Origin of the sequence: Demequina sp. NBRC 110054, from assembly GCF_002090115.1 — a bacterium.
Classification (GTDB): domain Bacteria; phylum Actinomycetota; class Actinomycetes; order Actinomycetales; family Demequinaceae; genus Demequina.
Window position 1 is genome coordinate 85,084 of the sequence record NZ_BBRK01000005.1, and the last position, 17,120, is coordinate 102,203.

Consider the following 17,120-nt stretch of genomic DNA (forward strand, 5'->3'; position numbering starts at 1 on the left):
CAAAAGGGCTTGTCCTGCGCGGTACGCTGGACACCCATGCTCCCCTAGGGTCGACGGCGCCCATCAACCATGAGGACCCGCCACGTGCGAGGTCCTGCGAAGGACGGTTCAATGGCCTCGCTTCTCAGCGCACCTCAGCCCGCCGGAGGGCTGTACAACCCGGCATACGAGCACGATGCCTGTGGCGTCGCGTTCGTCGCGACGCTTCGCGGCACCGCCGGCCGCGACATCGTCGATGCGGGGCTGACGGCGCTGAAGAACCTCGAGCACCGAGGCGCCGTCGGCGCCGAGACCGAGACCGGCGACGGCGCGGGCATCCTCACCCAGGTCCCGGACGCCTTCCTGCGCGAGGTCGTGGACTTCGAGCTGCCCGCAGCGGGGGAGTACGGCGTCGGGATCGCCTTCCTCACGCCCGGCTCGGAGGACATCGAGGTGTCGATCGTCGAGGACGCCGCCGCCGTCGAGGGCGTGACCGTGCTCGGCTGGCGCGACGTCCCCGCGGACCTGTCGACGCTCGGGCCGTCCGCGCGCGCCGCGGCGCCGGTGTTCCGTCAGATCTTCCTCGCGTGCGACGGGCTGTCCGGCATCGAGCTCGACCGCCGCCTGTACCGCACGCGGCGCCGCTTCGAGCAGGGCGGCGGGCCCTTCTTCGCCTCCCTGTCCTCGCGCACGCTGACCTACAAGGGCATGCTGACCACGTATCAGCTCGAGCAGGTCTTCCCCGACCTGCTGCACCCGTCGTTCGCCTCCGAGCTCGCGCTGGTCCACTCGCGCTTCTCCACCAACACGTTCCCGTCGTGGCCGCTCGCGCAGCCGCTGCGCCTGATCGCGCACAACGGCGAGATCAACACCGTGCAGGGGAACCGCAACTGGATGGCGGCCAAGGAGGGGATGCTGCAGTCGGACCTCCTCGGCGATCTCTCCGAGCTCGGCACCACGTGCACCAACGGCGCCTCCGACACCGCGTCCTTCGACGAGGTGCTCGAGCTGCTCCACCTCGGCGGACGCTCGCTGCCGCACGCCGTGCTGATGATGATCCCCGAGGCGTGGCAGAACAACCCGCACATGGACCCGGCCCGCCGCGCGTTCTACGAGTACCACTCGACGCTCATGGAGCCCTGGGACGGCCCGGCCGCGCTCCACTTCACCGATGGCACGCTCATCGGCGCCACGCTCGACCGCAACGGCCTGCGCCCCGGTCGCTTCTGGCTGACGGAGGACGGCCTGGTCGTGTGCGGCTCCGAGGCGGGCCTGCTCGACATCGACCCCGCCAAGGTTGTGCGCAAGGGCCGCCTGCAGCCCGGCCGCATGCTGCTCGTCGACACGGCCAAGGGCCGCATCGTCGAGGACGAGGAGATCAAGGCGCAGCTCGCCGCTGAGCACCCGTACGGGGAGTGGATCGAGAAGCACGCCATCCACCTCTCCGAGGTGCCGGACCGCGAGCACATCTCTCACTCGACGCGCTCCGTGCAGCGTCGTCAGCGCGCCTTCGGCTACACCGAGGAGGAGCTCAAGATCCTCCTCGCGCCGATGGCGATGAACGCGATCGAGCCGATCGGCGCCATGGGTTCCGACACCCCGATCGCCGTGCTGTCGAAGCGCCCGCGCCTGCTGTTCGACTACTTCGTGCAGATGTTCGCGCAGGTGACCAACCCGCCGCTCGACTCGATCCGCGAGGAGATCGTCACCTCGATCGGCGGCGCGGTCGGGCCCGAGCCGAACCTGCTCGCGGCCCTGCCCGAGCACGCGCGCAAGATCATGCTCGACTTCCCGGTCATCGACAACGACGAGCTCGCCAAGATCGCGCACATCGACGCTGACCCGCGCCTCAAGGGTGTGTTCTCTGCCCGCAAGATCCGGGGCCTGTACCGGGTGGCAGACGGCGCCGAGGGGCTCGAGTCGCGCCTCAAGGAGATCTTCGACGAGTGCGACCAGGCGCTCGCCGACGGCGTCTCGTTCCTGATCCTGTCCGACCGCGACGCGAACAAGGACCTCGCGCCGATCCCCTCGCTGCTGCTCAGCTCCGCGGTCCACCACCACATGGTGCGTCACCACACCCGCACGCAGATCACGATCATCGTCGAGGCCGGCGATGTGCGCGAGGTGCATCACGTCGCGCTGCTGATCGGCTACGGCGCAGGCGCGGTCAACCCGTACCTCGCCATGGAGACGGTCGAGGACCTCGCGAAGCGGGGCTACCTCGGTGACGTCGACGGCGAGAAGGCCGTCAAGAACCTCATCAAGGCGCTCGGCAAGGGCGTGCTCAAGATCATGTCGAAGATGGGCATCTCGACCATCGCCTCCTACCGCGGGGCGCAGGTGTTCGAGGCCGTCGGGCTGTCGCGCGAGCTCGTGGACCGTCACTTCGTCGGCACGCCGAGCCAGATCGACGGCGTCGCGCTCGACGTCATCGCGCAGGAGGTCGCCCAGCGGCATGCCGACGCCTACCCGGCCTCGGGCGAGCTGCCGGCCCACCAGCGCCTGAACACCGGTGGCGAGTACCAGTGGCGCCGCGACGGCGAGGAGCACCTCTTCGACCCGGAGACGGTGTTCAAGCTTCAGCACTCGACGCGCACGCGCCGCTATGACCTCTTCCGGGAGTACACGGACCGCGTCGACGACCAGTCCAAGCGCGCGATGACACTGCGCGGGCTGCTCGACTTCGCGAGCGACCGTCCTGCGGTGCCGATCGACGAGGTCGAGTCGGTCGCGGACATCGTCAAGCGCTTCAGCACGGGCGCCATGTCGTACGGCTCCATCTCTCAGGAGGCGCATGAGACGCTTGCGATCGCCATGAACCGGCTCGGCGCCAAGTCCAACACGGGCGAGGGCGGCGAGGCGCCGGAGCGCCTCATGGACCCCGAGCGTCGCTCGGCGATCAAGCAGGTGGCCTCGGGCCGCTTCGGCGTGACGAGCGAGTACCTCGTGAACGCGGACGACATCCAGATCAAGCTCGCGCAGGGCGCCAAGCCCGGCGAGGGTGGTCAGCTCCCGGGCACGAAGGTGTACCCGTGGGTCGCAGAGACTCGTCACTCGACGCCCGGCGTCGGCCTCATCTCGCCGCCGCCGCACCACGACATCTACTCGATCGAGGACCTCAAGCAGCTCATCCACGATCTGAAGAACGCGAACCCCGTCGCACGCATCCACACCAAGCTGGTGTCGGAGGTCGGCGTCGGCACGATCGCGGCGGGTGTGGCCAAGTGCAAGTCCGACGTCGTCCTGATCTCGGGGCACGACGGCGGTACCGGCGCGAGCCCGCTGAACTCGCTCAAGCACGCGGGCGCGCCGTGGGAGATCGGCCTGGCCGACACCCAGCAGACGCTCGTGCTCAACGACCTGCGCGACCGCATCGTCGTGCAGGTGGACGGCCAGCTGAAGACCGGCCGCGACGTGGTCGTGGCAGCGCTGCTCGGCGCCGAGGAGTTCGGCTTCGCGACCGCGCCGCTCGTCGTGTCCGGCTGCGTCATGATGCGCGTGTGCCACATGGACACGTGCCCCGTGGGCGTCGCGACACAGAACCCCGAGCTGCGCGAGCGCTTCACAGGCAAGCCGGAGTTCGTGGAGACCTTCTTCGAGTTCATCGCCGAGCAGGTGCGCGAGCACCTGGCGGCACTGGGCTTCCGCTCGATCGCCGAGGCGGTCGGCCACGTCGAGGCGCTCGAGACCCGCGCGGCCATCACGCACTGGAAGGCGAAGGGCCTCGACCTCTCGCCGGTGCTCGCGCGCCCGACCGACGGCGCGGCGCTGATCAACGCGACGACGCAGGACCACGGCCTGGCTGAGGCGCTCGACCAGCAGCTGATCGCACAGGCGCAGCCCGCGCTCGACCACGGCGAGAAGGTCGCGATCGAGCTGCCCATCCGCAACGTCCACCGCACGGTCGGGACGATGCTGGGCTACGAGCTCACCCGCAGCCACGGGGGAGCGGGCCTGCCCGACGACACGATCGACGTGACCTTCACCGGGTCCGCGGGCCAGTCGTTCGGCGCGTTCGTGCCCAAGGGCATCACGCTGCGCCTCGAGGGCGACGCCAACGACTACGTCGGCAAGGGCCTGTCCGGAGGACGCATCGTGGTCCGCCCTCCGCGTGAGGCCATGCTCGACGATTCCAAGGACGTCATCGCTGGCAACGTCATCGGCTATGGCGGCACCTCGGGGGAGATCCTGCTCCGCGGCGTCGTCGGCGAGCGCTTCCTGGTCCGCAACTCGGGCCTCACCGCGGTCGTCGAGGGAGTGGGCGACCACGCGCTCGAGTACATGACGGGTGGCACCGCGCTGATCCTCGGCCGCATCGGTCGCAACCTCGGCGCCGGCATGTCGGGGGGCACGGCATATGTGCTCGACCTGCGCACCGAGCGTGTCAACCGCGAGGCGCTCGCCTCGGGCGAGCTCACGCTGTCTCCGCTCGATGCCGAGGACGAGACCATCGTCCGTGGCCTGATCGAGAGGCACGTCGAGCAGACCTCCTCGCCGTTCGGCAAGGAGCTGCTGTCCAGCTGGGACGAGTCGGTGACGAGGTTCACCCGCGTGCTCCCGGCGCAGTACGCGCGAGTGCGGGACGCGCTCGCCGAGATCGAGGCGCAGGGCGGGGACCTCACCGCGCCCGGCGCATGGGCCGACTTCCTGGAGGTGACCGGTGGCTGATCCGCGCGGATTCCTGAAGGTGCGGGAGCGCGAGCTCCCCGCGAACCGACCCGTCCCGGTGCGCCTGCGCGACTGGAGCGAGGTCAAGGACGAGCTGTCCAAGGACTCGGCTCAGCTCGAGCGCCAGGCGGGCCGCTGCATGGACTGCGGCATCCCGTTCTGCCATCAGGGCTGCCCGCTGGGCAACCTGATCCCCGAGTGGAACGACCTCGTGTGGCGCGGCCAGTGGGAGGACGCGATCGAGCGTCTCCACGCGACCAACAACTTCCCCGAGTTCACCGGACGCATCTGCCCGGCGCCGTGCGAGACCTCGTGCGTGCTCGGCATCAACCAGCCCGCCGTGACCATCAAGAACGTCGAGGTGTCGATCATCGACGAGGCGTTCAAGCGCGGGCTGGTGCGGCCTCACGTCGCCCAGCGCCACACGGGACGCACCGTCGCGGTGGTCGGTTCGGGCCCCGCGGGTCTCGCGGCGGCGCAGCAGCTCACGCGCGTCGGCCACACGGTCGCGGTGTTCGAGAAGGACGACCGCATCGGCGGCCTGCTTCGGTACGGCGTCCCGGACTTCAAGCTCGAGAAGCGCCACATCGATCTGCGCGTCTCGCAGATGGAGGCCGAGGGCACCCGCTTCCGCACGGGCGTCGAGATCGGCAAGGACATGACGTGGGCGGAGCTGCGCGCCCGCTACGACGCGGTCCTCATCGCCTCGGGCGCCCCTGTGCCGCGTGACCTGCCGCTTCCCGGTCGTGACCTCGACGGCATCCACTTCGCGATGCCCTACCTTCACCAGGGCAACCAGGCCGCCGCCGGCGACGAGGTCGCTGAGCAGATCACGGCCGAGGGCAAGCACGTCATCGTCATCGGTGGCGGCGACACCGGCTCGGACTGCATCGGCACCGCGCTGCGCCAGGGCGCGGCCTCCGTGACGACCCTCGCGATCGGCAAGAAGCCGCCGCTCGGACGCACCGAGTCGATGCCGTGGCCCACCGACCCCCGCGTGTTCGAGGTCTCGACCAGCCACGCCGAGGGCGGCACGCGCGAGTACCTCGCCTCGACCGTCGAGTTCGTCTCCGATGACGCAGGGCACGTGAAGGCGCTGCGCGTCGCCGAGACCCAGAACAACGCCGATGGCTCGCGCACCCCGACACCGGGCACCGAGCGCGATGTGCCCGCGGACCTGGTATTGATTGCTATGGGGTTCACTGGGCCTGAGGTCACGTTGCTGCAGGACCAGTCCCGAGTAGCGTTGACGTCGCGTGGTCAGATCGACCGCGCCGAGAACTTCTCGACGTCCGCCGACGGCGTCTACGTCGCCGGCGACGCGGGTCGAGGCGCCTCGCTCGTGGTCTGGGCGATCGCCGAGGGCCGCGCTGCCGCGGCGGCCATCGATGAATACTTGACCGGGAGCACAGAGCTCCCGGCGCCAGTGACGGCGCGCACCACAGCGCTCCGTGCATAACGCAAGGTTGGAGAACATGCGAAACGCGAAGATTGTCTGCACGATCGGCCCGGCCACCGCGCCGCTCGACCGGATGCGAGAGCTCGTCAACGCCGGAATGGACGTGGCCCGCATCAACCGCAGCCACGGCAGCGCCGAGGAGCACGAGCAGGTCTACCGCAACGTCCGTCAGGCCGCGGCCGAGTCGGGACGCAACGTCGCCGTCCTCGTCGACCTTCAGGGCCCCAAGATCCGCCTCGAGAAGTTCGCGAACGGACCCCACGAGCTCGCCGTCGGCGACGTCTTCACGATCACCACGCGCGACGTCGAGGGCACCAAGGACATCTGCGGCACGACCTTCAAGGGCCTGCCTGGTGACTGCAACCCCGGCGACACGCTGCTCATCGACGACGGCAAGGTCCGTCTTGAGGTGACCGACGTGACCGAGACCGACGTCGTGACCAAGTGCGTCGTCCCCGGTCCCGTGTCCAACAACAAGGGCATCAACCTCCCGGGCGTCGCGGTCTCCGTGCCGGCGCTGTCCGAGAAGGACGAGGACGACCTGCGCTGGGGTCTGAAGCTCGGCGCGGACTTCATCGCGCTGTCGTTCGTGCGCTCCGCGCAGGACTACGAGGACGTCGCCCGCATCATGGCCGAGGAGGGCCGCACGGTCCCCGTCGTCGCCAAGGTCGAGAAGCCGCAGGCGGTCGACAACCTCGAGGAGATCGTCGACGCGTTCGACGGCGTCATGGTCGCCCGCGGTGACCTCGGCGTCGAGCTCCCGCTCGAGGAGGTGCCGCTCGTCCAGAAGCGCGCCATCGAGCTGTGCCGCGCGAAGGCCAAGCCGGTCATCGTCGCGACCCAGGTGCTCGAGTCCATGACCCACGCGCCCGTCCCGACGCGCGCCGAGACCTCCGACTGCGCCAACGCCATCCTCGATGGCACCGACGCCGTCATGCTCTCCGGCGAGACCTCCGTCGGCGACTTCCCGATCATCACGGTCCAGACCATGGCTCGCATCGTCGAGAACACCGAGCGCAAGGGCCACAGCCGCATCGCCGCGTTCCCGTCGGTCCCCAAGACCCGTGGTGGCGCGATCACCCTCGCCGCGGCCGAGGTCGCCGAGAAGCTCGACGTGAAGTACATCTGCACCTTCACGCAGTCCGGTGACTCGGCGCGTCGCATGTCGCGTCTGCGTCCGGAGACCCCGATGCTCGCCTTCACTCCCGACGCCGGCACGCAGCGCAAGCTCGCGCTCTCGTGGGGCATCACGACCGAGCTCGTCGACCACGTGAGCTCGACCGACGAGATGGTCAAGGTCGTCGACTCCTACCTCAAGGACAAGGGTCTCGCCTCGGACGGCGAGTATGTGATCGTCGTGTCGGGTGCCCCGGTCGGCATCCCCGGCACCACGAACTCGATCCTGGTGCACAAGGTCGGTCAGCTGCCCGCGACCGTCGCCTGATAGCTGCCTGAACGAAGGGCCCCGGCCGCATCGGCTGGGGCCCTTCGTCATGCACGGCGCGAATCGTCGGCGAGCCAGGGATCGATGGTCCTGGCGATTCCGCGACCGCGCATTCCGGTGTCGCCACCGCCCGCCGATCCTGCGCCCGCGCCGCTGCGTTGAGGGATCGTGGGAAGGCTCACACAAGGGTTCAATGCGCGACGGATCCTCTCTATGCTCCCGGGCATGGCCTCCTCGACGCGCACCCTCCTTGCCAAGGCGACCAGCACGGCGCTTGCCGCCGTCGCCCTGCTCGGGATCGGGGCAGTGCCCGCGACCGCGACGGAGGAGGGGTTCACGATCGGGTCGACCTCGCTGGCCACACCGGCGTCCGGGGGGCGGTACATCTACGTCTCCACCTCAGGCAGCGACACCGTCGACGCGCCGAACAAGACATTCTCGAACGGCGATCCTTACCCCGACATCAAGCGCCTGAACTGCCTGACCAAGGACCTCTACCCGGGCTGGGTGGAGAAGGAGGGGTGGTCTGACGAGAAGGCGTGCCCCGAGCCGACGGCGGCCAACCCGCTCGCCACGATCAAGATCGCGATGCAGGTCGCCGAGGCGGGCGACGTGATCGTCGTCCGCGGCGGTACGTACTACGAGCGCCTCGGCTACGGCATCGCGCGCGGCACGGAGGCTCGCCCCATCGTGCTTCAGAACAAGCCCGGTGAGCGCGTCGTGGTGAAGGGCCGGATGGTTCTCAAGGGCGCGGACTACTGGACGATCGACGGCCTGCGCTGGCGATGGGACAAGGACGCGACCGGCTCGGCCATGGCGCTGGTGCGCTTCTTCGGCGGTACGGGCTGGACGTTCACGCACAACGACATCCGGTACACGCGCGGCGCGAACCTCTTCGTGTCAGCGAAGCGCGGCGCGGATACCGAGGCGGAGCGGATCGCCTACGCCCCGCACGACTACACGATCTCCAGCAACTTCATCGGATACAACCTCGGAACGCGGGCGCACAGGGACCACAACATCTATCTGATGGCAAGCATCTGGTCCTCGGGCGGCCTCATCACGCACAACCTGCTCGTGAGCGCCCCGAACGGTTCCAACATCAAGGTCGCTGGTTCCCATCAGGCGAACGAGTCGCCAGTCGACGTGAAGATCACGTACAACACGATGCTCGGCGGCCAGACCGGTGTGGTGATCGGGCTCAAGGCACGGAAGATCGTCCTCGCCCACAACGTCATCGGGCTCCAGGTCGATCCCGATCGGGCCAGCGGTGCGGTGAAGACCTACCGTCTGCGCTATCCGAAGAGCATCACTGTCCGGGACAACGTGATCAGCGGATACAACTACAAGGTCCGCGAGGTAGGCAACGTGGCGGACGACATGCATATCTCCGTGGAAGATACCCGGCACTGGGCGGTCAAGTACACCGGCAAGCTCAAGGGAGCGAGCATCCACTTCACGTGGGGAGTGGTCGAACGCAACTACGGGCACAACGCCGGCTGGTGACTCGGCGGCCGAACGGCCATCCGCGCTCGAACCGTCGTTGGCTCTCTCTGCCGAGCACGAGCGCTCCGCGGCTCAGCCCTGGTCGTCGGCCTTCGGACGCAGGTCCTCCCAGTTGCGCGGCCCCAGGTCGGGGATGGCGCGGTCGTACTCCGATTCGAACAGCTCCGAGGAGATGATGAAGTCGGCGGTCGCGACGTTCGAGGCCATGGGGATGTTCCACAGCGCGCCGAGGCGGAGAAGGGCCTTCACGTCGGGGTCGTGCGGCTGGGGCTCGAGCGGGTCCCAGAAGAAGATCAGCATGTCGATCGCGCCCTCGGCGATCCGTCCGCCGATCTGCTGGTCGCCGCCGACAGGGCCCGAGAGGAAGCGGTGGACGGGAAGACCGAGCTCGTGCTCGAGCATCGTCCCCGTAGTGCCCGTCGCGAACAGGTGATGGGGAGCGAGCCGCACCTTGTTGAAGCTGGCCCACTCGAGCAGCTCGACCTTCTTGTTGTCGTGCGCGACCAGGGCGATGTGACGCTTGACTCGGGGCACCGAGGACCTCCGTGCTGCTTGGGCCGCGGTAGGCGGCGATCATGTCGAGGGACCTGATCCAGCATGCCATGGACTGCGGTGGTGGCAGCACGCCGGAACGGGGCTGCGGGGCCGCACGTGTGCGTGTCGGTGTCGGTGTCGGCGTCGGGGGAGAGCCAGTGTGCGGCGGCGTCCCTCGGGGCGAGCGCCTATCGGGCGCTCCGCCAGGCAAGCGCCTTGAGGCGACGCACCAGCGGCGATCCGCGCCTCTCTGTCCGGGGCTGAGTGCCCCGAGTGGGATTCGAACCCACACTTGTGCGGGTTTGAGCCGCATGCCTCTGCCAGTTGGGCTATCGGGGCCCGACGACTAGGCTAGCGGCTGTGACAGCTGACAACGACACGACGCAGGCGAGCGGAGCCGCGTCCCCGAAGTCTCGTCGGGCCCTTGTGGTCGAGGACGAGGCACTCATCCGCATGGACATCGTCGAGACCCTCACCGAGGGCGGCTACGACGTCGTCGGCGAGGCCGGTGACGGCGAGGAGGCGATCGCCAAGGCCAAGGAGCTCAAGCCCGACATCGTCGTGATGGACGTCAAGATGCCGGTGATGGACGGCATCACCGCCGCCGAGCACATCGCGAAGGACAGGGTCGCGCCGGTCGTGCTGCTGACCGCGTTCTCGCAGAAGGAGCTCGTCGAGCGCGCGCGCGATGCGGGCGCGATGGCGTACGTCGTCAAGCCCTTCACCCCGGGCGACCTGCTGCCCGCCGTCGAGATCGCCGCTTCGCGCTATCAGGAGATCCGCGCGCTCGAGTCGGAGATCGCCGACATCAACGAGCGCATGGAGACGCGCAAGAAGGTGGAGCGCGCCAAGGGCCTTCTCATGGAGAAGATGAAGCTCAACGAGCCCGAGTCGTTCCGTTGGATCCAGAAGACCTCGATGGACCGCCGTCTGACGATGCGCGAGGTCGCCGAGGCCGTCATCGACCAGATGGGCGGCGGCAAGTAGCAGCCCGGCCATCACCACGTTCCGAGAGGCGCGGCACCCGTGTGGGGCCGCGTCTCTCGTCTGCCTGGGACTTTGGTCACCCAATGACGAAAAACGCGGTGAATTGTGTGTGACGTGCGTGTTTCCTCTCGTGATTCCTGGCGCAGGTCACGAAATCGTGATGATCGTGACCCATGAGAGAAACAAACGGTCGCTAGTTTGGCGGCATCGAGTAGGGACCGTCCCTACACCGATGCGCTGACGGTGGCTCCCGTCAGTTTGGAGGAAAAAACATGGCACGATGGAACACCATCGCGCGTGGCGCGGCCGTGGCGGCCGTCGCAACGCTGGCCCTTGCGGCCTGCTCGGTTGAGGGTGACGCGGACTCGAGCAGCTCGGCGGAGGGCAGCGACAGCGCTGCCTCGGGCGACGCTCTGAAGATCGGCACGCTGCTTCCGATCACCGGCTCGCTGGCCTTCCTGGGCCCGCCCGAGATCGCCGGTGTCGACCTCGCGATCCAGGAGATCAACGAGGCCGGCGGCGTCAACGGTCAGGACGTCGAGGTCATCCACGCTGACTCGTCCGACACCGCCAACCCGCAGATCGCCTCGCAGTCGGTCTCGGACCTCATCGCTGAGAACGTCGGAGGCATCATCGGTGCCGCGTCGTCCTCCGTGTCGCTGAACGTCGTCGACGACATCGCCGCGGCTTCCGTGGTCCAGATCTCGCCCGCGAACACCTCGACCGCGCTGTCGGGCTACTCGGACTTCTACTTCCGCGTGGCGCCGCCGGACACCGTCCAGGGCAACGCGCTCGCCAACGTCATCATGGACGACGGCATCGAGAGCCTCGGCATCCTGGTGTTCGAGGACGACTACGGCACGTCGCTGCGCGACGTCGTGGTCGACACCCTCGGTGACACCGTCGACGTGACCTACGGCGAGACCGAGACGTTCGACCCGACCGCGACGAACTTCTCCGCTGAGGCGCAGGCCGTCATGGCGACCGACCCCGAGGCGATCCTGATCATCGCCTTCGAGCAGACCGTCCAGGTCATCAAGGCGCTGCAGACCGCCGGCTGGGACGACTTCTCGATGACGTACTACACGGACGGAAACACCGCCGACTACTCGGAGGACCTCGACGCGGGTCTGCTCGAGGGCGCGAAGGGCACCATCCCCGGTGCGAACCCGACCGAGGAGTTCCAGGCGCTGCTGAACAGCGTTGCGGACGAGGAGCTCGACTCCTTCGCCTACGGCGCTGAGTCCTACGACTCGGCCATGCTGCTCGCGCTCGCCGCGGTCGCCGGTGGCGGCGTCGACGGTGCGACGATCCAGGCCAACATGGCTGCGGTCTCCGGTTCCACCGGTGGCACGGAGTGCTCCGGCTTCGCCGAGTGCGCCGAGCTGCTCGAGGCCGGCGAGTCGATCGCCTACACCGCGGTCTCCGGTTCGGGTGCGTTCAACGACGCCAACGACCCCTCGTCCGCCTACATCGGCGTGTACGAGTTCGATGGCTCGAACGTCCCGGTGTGGACCGAGGCCGTCTACGGTGAGGTTCCCGCCGCGTAATTCCCGCACTGCGGTGATTGCGTAGCAACACACGCGAAGGGCCCCTGGCTTCGGCCAGGGGCCCTTTCGCATGCCCTGGAGGGGTCGGCCTGGCGTGCCAGGCACGCCGCCGGGCCCACCTCACCCACCCGCGCGCCCTCGTCGTCCCCACCCCGCATCCGCATCGTCCACACCACGGATCCGCACCCAGCCGCCCCAGCATCGTTCCCGCCCAGACCCACCAGCAGCGTCCACAACGTCGCCCCCTCCGGCACCCACCCGCATCGTCCACACCACGACCCACCAGCAGCGTCCACAACGTCGCCCCCTCCGGCACCCACCCGCGCGCCGGTGGACACTCATTGTCGGTTTCCGCCGTCGCGGGCGTCCTAGTGGACGGATTCCTACCGGTCTCCTATGAGGGTCGCGACGCGAGGGGCGGCTACCAGACGCCGAACGGCGAAGGCGCGAGGCCGGATGGCCCGGCGCCGCATCTTCCCGGTACCGCATCGCCTGGGAACCGCTGGCAGCCCTGAGCGGTACAGGAATGTCCACCAGGGCACAGACGACGTCCAGAAACGACCTTGAGCGTCCACTAGGGCGCAGACCGCGACTCGCGACCCCGCAGGCGTCCTCTCTGGAGCAGGACCGAGTACGGCGCCGGAGCGACGCCGGCCGGCCCTGGGCCGAGGAGGCGCACCGGAGGTGCACCCGGGGCAGCGGGGGCGTTCCACACCGCCATGGGCCGAGGGAGCGGCCTGGCGGGGACGCAGAAGCGCCCCGCCACCTTGAGGGTGACGGGGCGCTTCTCGCGGGCTGGAGGCCTAGGCTCCCAGCGTGCCCAGGTACAGCTCGATGACCTTGGGGTCCTTGAGCAGCTCCTGGCCGGTCGCGGTGTAGGCGGACGTGCCCTGATCGAGCACGTAGCCGCGGTCCGCGATCTGCAGGCAGCGACGAGCGTTCTGCTCGACCATGATGACCGTGACGCCGGTGCGGTTGATCTCTCGCGTGCGGACGAAGGTCTCGTCCTGACGCGCGGGGGACAGGCCAGCAGACGGCTCATCGAGGAGCAGCACGTGCGGGTCCATCATGAGCGCGCGGGCCATGGCGACCATCTGACGCTCACCACCGGACAGCGAGCCCGCGCGCTGGGTGCGGCGCTCACCGAGCACGGGGAACAGGTCGACGATCTTGTCGAACTGCTCCTTGAACTTCTTCGGCGCCTGGTACGAGCCCATCTCGAGGTTCTCCTCGATGCTGAGCGAGGGGAACACGTTGTTCGTCTGGGGGACGAATCCGATGCCTCGCTTGACCAGCTCGTCAGCGCGCTTGTTGGTGATGTCCTGGCCGGCGAGGCTCACGGAGCCCGAGCGGATCGGCACGAGGCCGAACAGCGCCTTGAGGAACGTGGACTTGCCGGCGCCGTTGGGGCCGATGATGCCGATGAGCTCGCCCTCGCGGACCTCCATGGTGCATCCGTTGAGGATGTCGATCCCAGGGAGGTATCCGGCGATGATGTCATCGGCGTGGAGGATGACAGGTGCGTCGTTCACTTAGCGCTCCTCGGACAGGTCGGTGTCGTGGTGCGCGCCCAGGTAGGCATCCTGCACCGCCTTGTTGGCCATGACGGTCCCGGGAGGGCCCTCGGCGATGATCTTGCCCTCGGCCATCACCACGACCCAGTCGGAGATGCGGCGGACCATGTGCATGTCGTGCTCGACGAACAGGACGGTGACGCCCTGGTTCTTGAGCTCGATGATGTGGTCCAGGAGCGACTCCGTGAGCGCCGGGTTCACGCCGGCCATGGGCTCGTCGAGCATGACGATCTCGGGGTCGGACATGAGGGCACGGGCCATCTCGAGCAGCTTGCGCTGACCGCCGGAGAGCTCTCCGGCGTAGTCGTCACGCTTCTTGTCGAGCTTGAAGCGGACGAGCAGCTCCTCCGCCTTGGCGGTGATCTCCTCCTCCTGCTTCTTCCAGAGCCCGGGGAACATCGCCCGCATGAGGCTCTCGCCGACCTGCTCCGACGCACCGAGACGCATGTTCTCGATCACCGTCATGCGCGAGAGCGCCTTGGTGAGCTGGAACGTGCGCACCATGCCCGACCGCGCGACTGCGGCAGGGGACTTGGAGTGCAGGGAGAACCCGTTGAACGACCACTCGCCCGTCTGAGGCTTGTCGAAGCCGGTCAGCAGGTTGAAGAAGGTCGACTTGCCGGCACCGTTCGGTCCAATCAGCGCGGTGATCGCGTTGCGCTGGACCTCGAAGTGCTCGACGTCGACCGCGGTCAGACCACCGAAGTGACGGTGGATGTGGTCCGCGACGATGATCTTGTCCATCTTCGGCGCGCCGGGCTCGTGGGGCACCAGGGCGAACGGATCCGCCGAGGTGGGCGTGGGCTTCTCGTCAGCCATTGATCGCCAGCTCCCTTCTGTTTCCAAGGATGCCCTGTGGTCTGAAGATGACCAGCAGCATCAGCGTGACACCGACCAGGATCAGCGCGAAGGGCTCGCGGGCGGTCGTCGACATGATGGCCTCGGGGATCAGCGCAGCGGAGAGCTGCTTGACCAGCACGATCGCGGCCCAGAAGATCACCGAGCCGAGGATCGGGCCGAACACGGTGGCGGCACCACCGAGGAGCAGCAGCGTCCAGATCCAGAACGTGGTGGGGCGACCCATGGAGTCGGGGGACACCGCGTTTCCGAACGACCAGAAGATGCCGCCGAGCGCGCCGAGCACGCCACCGATGACGAGCGCCTGCATCTTGTACGCATAGACGTTCTTGCCGAGCGAGCGGACAGCGTCCTCGTCCTCGCGGATGCCCTTGAGCACACGGCCCCAGGGCGACTTCGCGAGCATCCAGAAGACCCACGCGAAGAGTGCGACCGAAGACCATGAGACGACCACGAGCCACCACGAGGTCGAGGCGGAGCCGTGGAGCTGCCACGGGCCGATCGTGATGAGAGCGTCGGGGAACGGCGAGAGCGACTCGAACGGCTCCTTGTAGTCCGTGCCGCGGATTCCGGTCGAACCACCCGTGATGTTCTTCATCACCGAGGATCTGCCGAGGAACCTGACGAACTCCGCCGCAGCGATCGTCACGATCGCCAGATAGTCGCCGCGCAGCTTGAGCGTGGGCCAGCCGAGCAGGAGGCCGAAGGCGACCGCGAGCAGGATGGCGACCGCGAAGCCGAGCAGCATGCCGCCGCCCTCGCGCACCGTGATGGCGTAGCCGTACATGCCCAGCAGCATGAAGCCGGCGTGGCCCATGTTGAGCAGGCCGGTGAGGCCGAAGTGGAAGTTGAGGCCGATCGCCGCGAGCGCGAACGCCGCAGTGGTCGGCGCGAACATCTCGCGGGTGACCGCGATGAGGATATCCATGGCTTAGCCCACCCTTTCCGCACGGCCGAGGATTCCCTGGGGCCTCACGAGGAGCACCAGGATGAGGACGATCAGCGCGACGGCGATCTTGAGGTCGGCGGGAAGCACGAGCGTCGACATCTCGACGACGACTCCGATGACGAGCGAGCCGACAAGGGCGCCGAAGGCCTGTCCGAGACCGCCGAGCGTGACAGCCGCGAACATCAGCATCAGCAGACGCGCGCCAGCGTCGAAGGCGGTGCCGCCCTCGTACAGGGCGAGCAGCACACCGCCGAGGCCGGCGAGGCCCGCCGAGAGCACCCACACGAGGCGGATGATCTGCGAGACCTGGATGCCGGACGCCGAGGCGAGAGCCGGGTTGTCGGACACCGCACGGGTCGCACGGCCGAGTCGGGTCTTGAGCAGGAACCACGAGACGCCGCCGAGGCAGATCAGCGCGATCGCGACGGAGATGATGGTCGTGTCGGTGATGGTCACCGGGCCCAGGTCGATCGCGTTGCCAGCAGACGTGGTCAGGCCGATGCGCCCACCGCCGATCCACCACTGGATGAAGTTCAGCAGCGCGAGCGACAGACCGATCGAGACGATCATCTGCTGCACGGTGCCGACGCCCTTGCGGCGCAGCGGCGACCACAGGAACTTGTCCTGCAGCCAACCGGTGCCGGCCGACACGGCGATGCCGATCGCGGCACCGACGAGCAGCGGCAGCCCTATGTTGAACGACACCGGGATGAGCGGGATGGACACGTCCTGCGGGGTCACCAGGAAGTAGGTGAGCACGGCACCGAACGAGACCTGCTCGCCGTGTGCGAAGTTGCTCAGCCCCGTGGTGCCGTAGATGAGGGAGAGGCCCACGGACGCAAGTGCCAGAAGCGTTCCGAAGGCGAGTCCGTTGACAAGCGACTGCAGCCACAGGATGTTGTCTGCAGTCGAGCTGGTTGCGGTCGTGGTGGCATCGTCGCTCGACGTATCGGCGGCGACCGCATGGGTCGCCACGTCTGTCGCCTGCGCGCTATCGGACATCAGCATCACTGAGACAAGGGTGATGGCTGTGGCCGCGAGCAGGAAAACGACGATCGCACGCACGATGACGCGGCGATCGATGGTCGTCGTCACTGTTTCCTCCTGTTAGGGATGTCACTCAAACTAGCGGAGGGATGTTTCGTTTGTGTAGCGCGACGATAACGTGGCGGCCTCGGCAGGAATCCTGCGCGAACCGCTAAGAATCCTGCGAATGGGCGATCAACATGCAGGTAAGCCGCGCAGAAGCGACCTTTCGGTCCTTGTCGTCGACGACATCGATGCTGTAAGAGCAGACCCGTCCGCCGAGGTGCAGGGCGGTCGCTGTGGCGGTCACGAGACCCTCGCGCACGGCGCGGTGATGGGTGATCGACAGGTCGACGCCGACCGCGGTGCGTTCCGGTCCGGCGTGCACGTAGGCGGCGTAGGAGCCGAGCGTCTCGGCGAGCGCCGCGGTGGCGCCGCCGTGGAGCAGCCGCAGCGGCTGCGTGTTGCCGTGCACGGGCATCGTCCCCACGGCACGCTCGGCGGACACCTCCAGGATCGAGATGCCGAGTCGCTCCATGAGCGAGCCCGGCACCACGGCGGTGAGATCGTCATCGATGTCAGTCAT

At 68.0% G+C, this 17,120-nt stretch carries 12 protein-coding genes and 1 tRNA gene; 6 read left to right on the forward strand and 7 right to left on the reverse strand.

Features of this window, described 5'->3' with window-relative positions; translation table 11 throughout:
- The first annotated feature begins 111 nt into the window (after nucleotides 1–111).
- The 4 genes from gltB (at nucleotide 112) to B7K23_RS09710 (ending at nucleotide 9,056) form a co-directional block, all read left to right on the forward strand.
- Nucleotides 112–4,647, forward strand: a complete 4,536-nt coding sequence (gene gltB, locus B7K23_RS09695; protein WP_143338223.1) for a glutamate synthase large subunit — start codon at nucleotides 112–114, stop codon at nucleotides 4,645–4,647.
- The gene (locus B7K23_RS09700) at nucleotides 4,640–6,106 is read left to right on the forward strand and encodes a glutamate synthase subunit beta (RefSeq protein ID WP_084126395.1); all 1,467 of its coding nucleotides are present in this window, start codon (nucleotides 4,640–4,642) and stop codon (nucleotides 6,104–6,106) included. Before gltB ends, B7K23_RS09700 begins: the two co-directional genes overlap by 8 nt.
- Nucleotides 6,107–6,122: 16 nt before the next feature.
- Nucleotides 6,123–7,550, forward strand: coding sequence for a pyruvate kinase (gene pyk, locus B7K23_RS09705; protein ID WP_084126396.1), 1,428 nt, complete (start codon nucleotides 6,123–6,125; stop codon nucleotides 7,548–7,550).
- A gap of 225 nt (nucleotides 7,551–7,775) precedes the next feature.
- Nucleotides 7,776–9,056, forward strand: coding sequence for a hypothetical protein (locus B7K23_RS09710; RefSeq protein ID WP_143338224.1), 1,281 nt, complete (start codon nucleotides 7,776–7,778; stop codon nucleotides 9,054–9,056).
- Nucleotides 9,057–9,128: 72 nt separating this feature from the next.
- Here B7K23_RS09710 and B7K23_RS09715 read toward each other — a convergent pair whose 3' ends face one another.
- Nucleotides 9,129–9,590, reverse strand: coding sequence for a methylglyoxal synthase (locus B7K23_RS09715; RefSeq protein ID WP_084126398.1), 462 nt, complete (start codon nucleotides 9,588–9,590; stop codon nucleotides 9,129–9,131).
- Nucleotides 9,591–9,855: 265 nt separating this feature from the next.
- Nucleotides 9,856–9,929 (reverse strand) — tRNA-Leu (locus tag B7K23_RS09720).
- Nucleotides 9,930–9,950: 21 nt separating this feature from the next.
- Here B7K23_RS09720 and B7K23_RS09725 point away from each other — a divergent pair.
- On the forward strand, nucleotides 9,951–10,577 hold the full coding sequence (locus B7K23_RS09725) for an ANTAR domain-containing response regulator (protein WP_143338225.1): 627 nt from the start codon (nucleotides 9,951–9,953) through the stop codon (nucleotides 10,575–10,577).
- A gap of 272 nt (nucleotides 10,578–10,849) precedes the next feature.
- Nucleotides 10,850–12,127: an ABC transporter substrate-binding protein gene (locus tag B7K23_RS09730; protein ID WP_084126400.1), complete on the forward strand. Its 1,278-nt coding sequence runs from the start codon at nucleotides 10,850–10,852 to the stop codon at nucleotides 12,125–12,127.
- An 803-nt stretch (nucleotides 12,128–12,930) separates the two neighbouring features.
- Here B7K23_RS09730 and B7K23_RS15500 read toward each other — a convergent pair.
- The 5 genes from B7K23_RS15500 to B7K23_RS09750 all read right to left on the reverse strand — a co-directional run bounded on the left by B7K23_RS15500 (nucleotide 12,931) and on the right by B7K23_RS09750 (nucleotide 17,120).
- Entirely contained in the window at nucleotides 12,931–13,659 is a 729-nt protein-coding gene (locus B7K23_RS15500) for an ABC transporter ATP-binding protein (protein ID WP_234996486.1), read from the reverse strand.
- On the reverse strand, nucleotides 13,660–14,520 hold the full coding sequence (locus B7K23_RS15505) for an ABC transporter ATP-binding protein (RefSeq protein WP_143338226.1): 861 nt from the start codon (nucleotides 14,518–14,520) through the stop codon (nucleotides 13,660–13,662).
- A complete protein-coding gene (locus tag B7K23_RS09740) occupies nucleotides 14,513–15,487 on the reverse strand; it encodes a branched-chain amino acid ABC transporter permease (RefSeq protein WP_084126401.1) in 975 nt (324 codons plus the stop codon). The genes B7K23_RS15505 and B7K23_RS09740 overlap by 8 nt, the downstream gene beginning before the upstream one ends.
- Before the next feature lie 3 nt (nucleotides 15,488–15,490).
- Nucleotides 15,491–16,603, reverse strand: coding sequence for a branched-chain amino acid ABC transporter permease (locus tag B7K23_RS09745; RefSeq protein ID WP_234996487.1), 1,113 nt, complete (start codon nucleotides 16,601–16,603; stop codon nucleotides 15,491–15,493).
- A 103-nt stretch (nucleotides 16,604–16,706) separates the two neighbouring features.
- Entirely contained in the window at nucleotides 16,707–17,120 is a 414-nt protein-coding gene (locus B7K23_RS09750; RefSeq protein WP_143338227.1) for a PaaI family thioesterase, read from the reverse strand.